The 7,462-nt window shown below is 34.6% G+C and carries 7 protein-coding genes and 1 tRNA gene; 7 read left to right on the top strand and 1 reads right to left on the bottom strand.

Features of this window, described 5'->3' with window-relative positions; translation table 11 throughout:
* Positions 1 to 209: 209 nt before the first annotated feature.
* Positions 210 to 284 (bottom strand) — tRNA-Pro (locus VDP25_RS12520).
* Positions 285 to 388: 104 nt separating this feature from the next.
* On the opposite strand from VDP25_RS12520, the gene VDP25_RS12515 reads away from it, so the two are divergent.
* From VDP25_RS12515 to VDP25_RS12485, 7 genes are read left to right on the top strand one after another with little or no spacing between them, the layout of a single operon-like run.
* Positions 389 to 1,489, top strand: coding sequence for a PQQ-dependent sugar dehydrogenase (locus VDP25_RS12515; protein ID WP_334470275.1), 1,101 nt, complete (start codon positions 389 to 391; stop codon positions 1,487 to 1,489).
* On the top strand, positions 1,486 to 1,914 hold the full coding sequence (locus VDP25_RS12510; RefSeq protein ID WP_334470273.1) for a c-type cytochrome: 429 nt from the start codon (positions 1,486 to 1,488) through the stop codon (positions 1,912 to 1,914). The genes VDP25_RS12515 and VDP25_RS12510 overlap by 4 nt, the downstream gene beginning before the upstream one ends.
* 60 nt (positions 1,915 to 1,974) lie before the next feature.
* Complete coding sequence (gene udk / locus VDP25_RS12505; RefSeq protein WP_215924394.1) at positions 1,975 to 2,580, top strand: uridine kinase; 606 nt, start codon at positions 1,975 to 1,977, stop codon at positions 2,578 to 2,580.
* Positions 2,580 to 2,906, top strand: a complete 327-nt coding sequence (locus tag VDP25_RS12500) for an FtsB family cell division protein (protein WP_334470270.1) — start codon at positions 2,580 to 2,582, stop codon at positions 2,904 to 2,906. Before udk ends, VDP25_RS12500 begins: the two co-directional genes overlap by 1 nt.
* Positions 2,899 to 4,269 (top strand): methylmalonyl-CoA mutase subunit beta, encoded by a 1,371-nt coding sequence (locus VDP25_RS12495; protein WP_334470268.1) that lies wholly within the window; start codon positions 2,899 to 2,901, stop codon positions 4,267 to 4,269. Before VDP25_RS12500 ends, VDP25_RS12495 begins: the two co-directional genes overlap by 8 nt.
* Positions 4,270 to 4,324: 55 nt before the next feature.
* Positions 4,325 to 6,448 carry a methylmalonyl-CoA mutase gene (gene scpA, locus VDP25_RS12490; RefSeq protein ID WP_334470266.1) on the top strand — a complete coding sequence of 708 codons (2,124 nt, stop codon included), beginning with the start codon at positions 4,325 to 4,327 and terminating at the stop codon, positions 6,446 to 6,448.
* A gap of 53 nt (positions 6,449 to 6,501) precedes the next feature.
* The gene (locus tag VDP25_RS12485) at positions 6,502 to 7,395 is read left to right on the top strand and encodes a DUF4369 domain-containing protein (RefSeq protein WP_334470264.1); all 894 of its coding nucleotides are present in this window, start codon (positions 6,502 to 6,504) and stop codon (positions 7,393 to 7,395) included.
* Positions 7,396 to 7,462 lie beyond the last annotated feature (67 nt).

Raw genomic sequence — 7,462 nt, 5'->3', positions numbered from 1 at the left:
TCTTTCAATGCTAAAATAAAAGCGTTCAGGGCACAGTTTAGAGGGGTCAAGAATGTGGAATTCTTTCTGTTTAGATTAACTACAATCTTTGCTTAAACACAACTTTTGATCTTGATCCGACTTCATCTTATATATAATAAATAGAAATCAACTATTCTAAAAAAACAAAAAACCTTGTAAATAAATTTACAAGGTTTTTTAATATGAAGTCGGGGTGGCAGGATTCGAACCTGCGGCCTCCACGTCCCAAACGTGGCGCGATAACCGGGCTACGCTACACCCCGAATTGTGGTTTCCCGATTTCGGACTGCAAATATATAATTTTTCTTTATAATTCAACAACATTTAAGTAACTTTAAAACTTATTCTTTTTTTAAGACAAAAAACTATGAACCCAAGACACCTTTTTATCAGTTTAATTCTTACTACTACACTAGCTTGTGCTCAAGACAAAAATCCTGTCAACAATAAAAACAGTCACGAGGTTGTCGTTTCAGATCTTAATAATCCTTGGGGATTTACATTCCTACCAGACAATTCTATTCTAATTACTGAAAAATCAGGAGAACTTATTCATTTTAAAGATGGAAAAAAGACAGCTATTTCAGGATTACCCGAAATCTATGTTCGTGGTCAAGGTGGCTTATTGGATATTATTTTACATCCCGATTACGCGACTAATGGTTGGATTTATTTTTCTTACGCATCACCAAAATGCGAAGGCTCTGGAGGCAATACATCTATTGCACGAGCCAAATTAAAAAATAATAGCTTAACCGATTTACAAGTACTATACAAAGCCAAACCTAATACAACAAAAGGCCAACATTTTGGATCACGCTTAGTTTTTGATAAAAATGGTTACTTATTTTTTAGCATAGGAGATCGTGGCAATAGAGATGAAAACCCGCAAGACATCACTAAAGACTGTGGAAAAATATACCGACTCAACGCTGATGGCACAATCCCAGAGGACAATCCATTTGTAAACACCAACAACGCTAAAAAAGCTATTTATTCTTATGGCCACAGAAACCCTCAAGGCATGACACTACACCCTAAAACAGGTGCTGTGTGGACACACGAGCATGGCCCAAGAGGTGGAGACGAAATAAATATTATCGCCTCTGGTAAAAACTATGGCTGGCCAATTATTAGCTATGGCATAAATTATAGCGGCACAAAATTTACCGAAATATCAAAAAAAGAAGGTATGGAACAACCTCTTCACTACTGGGACCCATCAATAGCGCCTAGCGGAATGGCATTTATAAACAGTGATAAATATGGAGATTGGAACGGAAATCTACTTATTGGATCATTAAAATTTCAATACTTAGACATGTGTACCTTAAAAGACAATAAAGTTATAAAAGAAGAACGTTTACTAGACGGCTTGGGGCGTATAAGAAGTATAAAACAAGGCCCCGATGGTTATATTTATGTAGGAATTGAAAATTTAGGTATCGTAAAATTAATTAGAAAATGAAAAAAGTAATTATCATCACAATTTCTTTTTTAACATTTGTGTCCTGTAATTCAAATGCTAAAACATCTAATTTAATTGCTCAAAATCAAGACCAATCAAAACTTGAAGCAAGCATGAAACGAGGTCAAATAGTATATAATGATATGTGTATAACTTGCCATTTACCAGATGGCAAAGGAGTACCAAAAGCCTTTCCTCCTCTAGCAGACTCAGATTATTTAAGAGAAAATCAAACCAAAAGCATCAAAGCTGTAAAACATGGTCTATCTGGCAAAATAATAGTAAATGGCATCACTTACAATGGTACAATGGCACCTTTAGGGCTGTCAGATGAAGAAGTAGCAGACGTCATTAACTATATAAACAACAGTTGGGGAAATAAGATTGGTAATTTTATAACACCTGATAAAGTTTCTAAATTATAGGATTCATCTTAAGGTCATATTAATTAACTTTACAGCCTCAATTAAATCAAAAATTAAAACATGCTTATAATAGGAATTGCTGGCGGAACAGGATGCGGAAAAACAACTGTCGTTAACACAATTTTAAATGAATTACCAGAAGGAGAGGTTGGAGTCATTTCACAAGATTCTTACTACAAAGACACATCACATTTAAGTTACGACGAACGTGTTAAAATTAATTTTGACCATCCACGCTCTATAGATTTCGAATTATTGGAGAAACATCTTATAGAACTAAAAAAAGGCAATGCTATTGACCAACCTGTTTATTCTTTTGTAAAACACAATCGTACAGGAGACACTATAAACACGATACCAAGAAAAGTAATGATTGTAGAAGGGATTTTAATTTTATCTCATGCAGAAATCAGAAATCTTTTTGATATAAAAATATTTGTTCACGCAGATTCTGACGAACGTCTAATTCGTCGTTTAAAACGAGATATAACAGAACGTGGTAGAGATATTAATGAGGTTTTAACACGATATCAAAACACACTAAAACCAATGCATCAGCAATTTATAGAACCTATGAAAGAATATGCAGATATCATCATTCCAAATAACAAGTACAATACTGTTGCTGTAGATATCGTAAAAACTATAATCAACGAACGTCTATAATGAGCATTTTTAATTCTAAATATCTAAAACCTTTCAAGAACATCTATATCGTTGTTCTTGCTGTATTTGTGGTTTGGATGTTATTTTTTGATGCACATTCCTGGTTGTTTCATCACGAATTAAATTCCGATATTAACGAATTAGAATACCAAAAAGAACATTATAAAAACGAAATGGCTAAAGACAATAAAGCCATAAAAGAACTAAGTACTGATGAAGGTATTGAGCGTACAGCGCGAGAAACCTACTATATGAAAAAGCCTAACGAAGACATATATATTATAGAATACGAAGACAGCATAGCCAAACAAAAGAAAGATGAGTAAATCATTATTTAATGAATTTGAAGACGTTTCTTCAAAAGCATGGAAACAGAAAATACAAGCAGACCTAAAAGGAGCAGATTACAATGATACTTTAATCTGGAAAACAAAAGAAGGTATTGATGTAAAGCCTTTTTATCATGCCGATGAATTTGAAACAACACCAAAACGATCAGACAGCAAAACAAACGATTGGAAAATCTGCCAATCTATTGATGTAACTGACGCACAAGCTTCAAACTTAAAGGCATTAGACGCTATTAATCGTGGTGCTGAAAGCATTCTATTCAATATAAAATCTAAAACAATCAGTATTGAAGATTTATTTCAAAATATTGATTTAAACAAAACACCAATTGATCTTAAATGTGATTTTCTTTCCGAAAACTTCATTAATACTGTCGTAAATACAGTAAAGCAATCGCAATGCTATATTCACACAGATATCATTGGTAACCTAGCTAAAACAGGAAATTGGTACAACAACCTCAAAGACGATTTTAGCAAATTTGAAACAATCGTCAAGTCAACAAACCAACTAAGCATAGACCTTAGCCTATACCAAAATGCAGGAGCAACTATTACCCAACAACTAGCTTACGGCTTAGCTCATGCCAACGAGTACTTAAATCATTTGGAAAACATCATTTCAAGCGACGCAAAACAATCGCTTAATGTAACATTCTACACCTCAATTAGCTCAAACTATTTCTTTGAAATTTCCAAACTAAGAGCTTTAAGGCAACTTTGGTCGACCTTAGCATCAGAATACAATGTAAACACAACATGTAGAATTATAGCAACACCAAGCAAACGCAACAAAACCATTTACGATTATAACGTAAACCTATTGCGTACTACAACGGAATCTATGAGTGCCATTTTAGGAGGTGCAGATGTCGTTTGTAATTTACCTTACGACGCTTTATATCACAAATCAAACGAATTTGGAGAACGAATTTCGAGAAACCAACTTTTAGTCTTAAAGCACGAAAGCTATTTTGACAAAGTAAATAATCCCGCAGATGGAGCTTATTATATAGAAAGCTTAACAGAACAATTAGCGGAAAAAGCACTAACTATTTTTAAAGATATCGAAAGCAATGGCGGCTTTTTAAGGCAACTAAAAGAAGGGACGATTCAAAGAAAAATTAAAGAAAATGCGACTAGTGAGCAAGCCGATTTTGAAGCTGAAAAATTAGTGTTATTAGGTACAAACAAACATCCTAATTTAGCAGACAAAATGAAAAACGAACTAGAAATTAGTCCATTTTTAAAAATTGAAAAGCGAAAAACATTAATTGAACCAATACTAGAAAAAAGACTATCTGAAGACCTGGAAATTAACAGATTGAATAACGAATAAAACCACACATAGATAAAAACTATAGTACTGCGTTTCCATCAAAATCACATTTAAAATGTCAAGAAAAAATCTTCAACATATAGAATTAAAAAACGAGTCACGAAGCTCACAGCATCAAGAAGAAAAAGACTTCTTAACATCTGAGGACATCATGGTAAAATCCACTTACAATAAAGACGATTTAAAAGATCTTGAACACCTAAATTTTGTAGCTGGTATTGCACCTAATCTTCGCGGCCCCTATTCAACAATGTATGTTCGTAGACCTTGGACAATTAGACAATATGCAGGTTTTTCAACTGCAGAAGAAAGCAACGCATTTTACAGAAGAAATTTAGCAGCCGGACAGAAAGGGTTATCAGTAGCTTTTGATTTAGCTACACACAGAGGTTATGATTCTGATCACGAACGCGTAGTTGGAGACGTTGGAAAAGCTGGCGTTGCAATTGATTCCGTGGAAGACATGAAGATCTTATTCGATCAAATTCCCTTAGATAAAATGTCTGTTTCCATGACTATGAATGGCGCTGTTTTACCTATTATGGCATTTTATATTGTTGCAGCCGAAGAACAAGGAGTAAAACCAGAACAACTTGCCGGAACCATTCAAAATGATATTCTTAAGGAATTTATGGTGCGTAACACCTACATCTACCCACCTACTCCTTCAATGAAAATTATCTCAGATATTTTTGAATACACCAGCAACAATATGCCAAAATTCAACAGTATTAGTATTTCTGGCTACCACATGCAAGAAGCTGGCGCCACTTGCGATATTGAATTAGCCTACACATTAGCTGACGGACTAGAATACATAAGAAAAGGGCTAGACGCAGGTATGGACATAGACACCTTTGCTCCGCGACTTTCATTCTTTTGGGCTATAGGCATGAATCATTTTATGGAAATTGCTAAAATGCGAGCAGCACGAATGCTTTGGGCAAAACTCGTAAAACAGTTCAATCCAAAAAATCAAAAATCATTAGCATTACGAACCCATTGCCAAACTTCTGGCTGGAGTTTAACAGAACAAGACCCTTTTAACAACGTCGCAAGAACATGTATTGAAGCTTCTGCTGCAGCTTTTGGTGGCACCCAAAGTTTACATACCAATGCTTTAGACGAAGCCATTGCTTTACCTACAGATTTTTCTGCACGTATTGCTAGGAACACTCAAATATATCTACAAGAGGAAACACACATCACCAAAACGGTAGACCCTTGGGCCGGCAGTTATTATGTTGAAAAACTAACACATGATATCGCTCAAAAAGCATGGCAACTCATAGAAGAAGTTGAAGAATTAGGAGGCATGACCAAAGCTATAGAAGCCGGAATACCTAAACTGCGTATTGAAGAAGCAGCAGCACGCAAACAAGCACGCATAGATTCTAACCAAGATATAATTGTTGGTGTTAACAAATATAGATTAAACGAAGAAGACCCTATCACTACACTAGAAGTAGATAATCAAACAGTTCGTACTCAACAAATAGAACGCTTAAACAGCATTAAAGCAAGTAGAGATACCGAAGCTGTAACCGAAGCTTTATCAAAATTAACCGATTCTGCTAAAACAGGTGAAAATAATTTACTAGCTTTAGCAGTAGATGCCGCACGAAAACGAGCGACATTAGGCGAAATAAGCGATGCTTTAGAAGCTGAATTTGGACGACACAAAGCACAAATAAAATCATTTTCAGGAGTGTATAGCAAAGAAATAAAAGACGATAAAAGTTTCCAAAAAGCAAGAGAACTTGCCGACCAATTTGCAGAGCAAGACGGTCGTAGACCTCGTATAATGATTGCTAAAATGGGACAAGATGGTCATGACAGAGGAGCAAAAGTTGTAGCCACTGGCTATGCAGACGTTGGCTTTGATGTAGACATTGGACCACTCTTTCAAACACCAAAAGAAGCCGCAAAGCAAGCCGTAGAAAATGACGTTCATATTTTAGGTGTATCCTCCTTAGCAGCAGGACACAAAACATTAGTACCTCAAGTTATACAAGAACTTAAAAACTATGGTCGTGAAGACATAATGGTTATTGTTGGTGGAGTAATTCCAAAGCAAGATTATCAATATTTATTCGACGCTGGAGCTGTTGCTGTTTTTGGCCCTGGTACAAAAATTAGCGATGCAGCTATTCAAATACTAGAGATATTAATTGACTAGACTACATGAACACATGCTTTAAATTATTCGTGATCTGTTTATTCTTATTCACTTTGTCATGCAAAAAAGACATAGAATCAAAAATAACAATCACAGGTAATTCCAAAGAGCTAATTAACAACACCATCTATCTCAAAGAATACAACCACTTTAATTATTTAAATAAAAGCTACATTCTCGACTCAACAATGGTTGATAGTCTAGGTGATTTTCAGTTTTCTATTAAAGCAGATTCTCCAGAATTAATTACAATATCAAAATACAGCTTACCTCCACTTTCGTATCAAGTATTCAAAGAAACGCCTAACATCTACTATTACTCCTTTTGCGCTAACTTCTTTGCCAACGAACCATGCCTATACATTGATACCAAAAAGAACTATTCAATTACACATTGGGATACAAAAAACCAAGACTCATCAATTATTTTTAATAATGAGAATCAAAATTTGTTACGAAATTATTATAGAACTATAGACTATAGAGGCCTTGTGACAGATGAAAACAGGCAACCATTAAACATAGCTGCAACAGAGGCTTGGGACATCATTTTAGAAGAAAAAGAAAAAAGAATCAAAGACTACAATCTCAAGAACACGTCCCCTATAAACAGTTTTGAAAACTATCTAATAACCGAAATTAGCCTTGGAGCTGTAAATGATTTTCTTATCTGGACTAATCTTCAAGAAAATAAAGATATAGACCCTGAGTTTTACAATTCAATTTTGGAGATTTATAATTCAGAAGAATGGAGTAAAAATAGTGTTGAATACTACAAACTTACAGAACGCTACATTACACATCAACTCAATTTAGCTAAAGACAAAAACAAGAATTACTACGAGCCTACCAACGAAAAACTAGAGTTTGCAAAAAAATACGCAAAAGCAAACATTAAGGACAAATACCTACAAAACCTTCAGGAAATTCTTAAACAACACCCATAACACACGTATACCTAAAACCGCTTTTTTTAACTAAGAAATTAGTTAAAATAATATTATTCCTTTCCTA

This window comes from Winogradskyella sp. ECml5-4, assembly GCF_036903175.1.
Lineage (GTDB): Bacteria > Bacteroidota > Bacteroidia > Flavobacteriales > Flavobacteriaceae > Winogradskyella > Winogradskyella damuponensis.
The sequence above is the reverse complement of the archived record's forward strand: the minus strand, read 5'-3'. Positions and strand labels throughout refer to the sequence as shown.

Coding starts and splice junctions, on each gene's coding strand:
- VDP25_RS12500 (WP_334470270.1), top strand. CDS start 2,580: ATGAGCATTTTTAATTCTAAATATCTAAAACCTTTCAAGAACATCTAT.
- VDP25_RS12510 (WP_334470273.1), top strand. CDS start 1,486: ATGAAAAAAGTAATTATCATCACAATTTCTTTTTTAACATTTGTGTCC.
- VDP25_RS12515 (WP_334470275.1), top strand. CDS start 389: ATGAACCCAAGACACCTTTTTATCAGTTTAATTCTTACTACTACACTA.
- VDP25_RS12495 (WP_334470268.1), top strand. CDS start 2,899: ATGAGTAAATCATTATTTAATGAATTTGAAGACGTTTCTTCAAAAGCA.
- udk (WP_215924394.1), top strand. CDS start 1,975: ATGCTTATAATAGGAATTGCTGGCGGAACAGGATGCGGAAAAACAACT.
- scpA (WP_334470266.1), top strand. CDS start 4,325: ATGTCAAGAAAAAATCTTCAACATATAGAATTAAAAAACGAGTCACGA.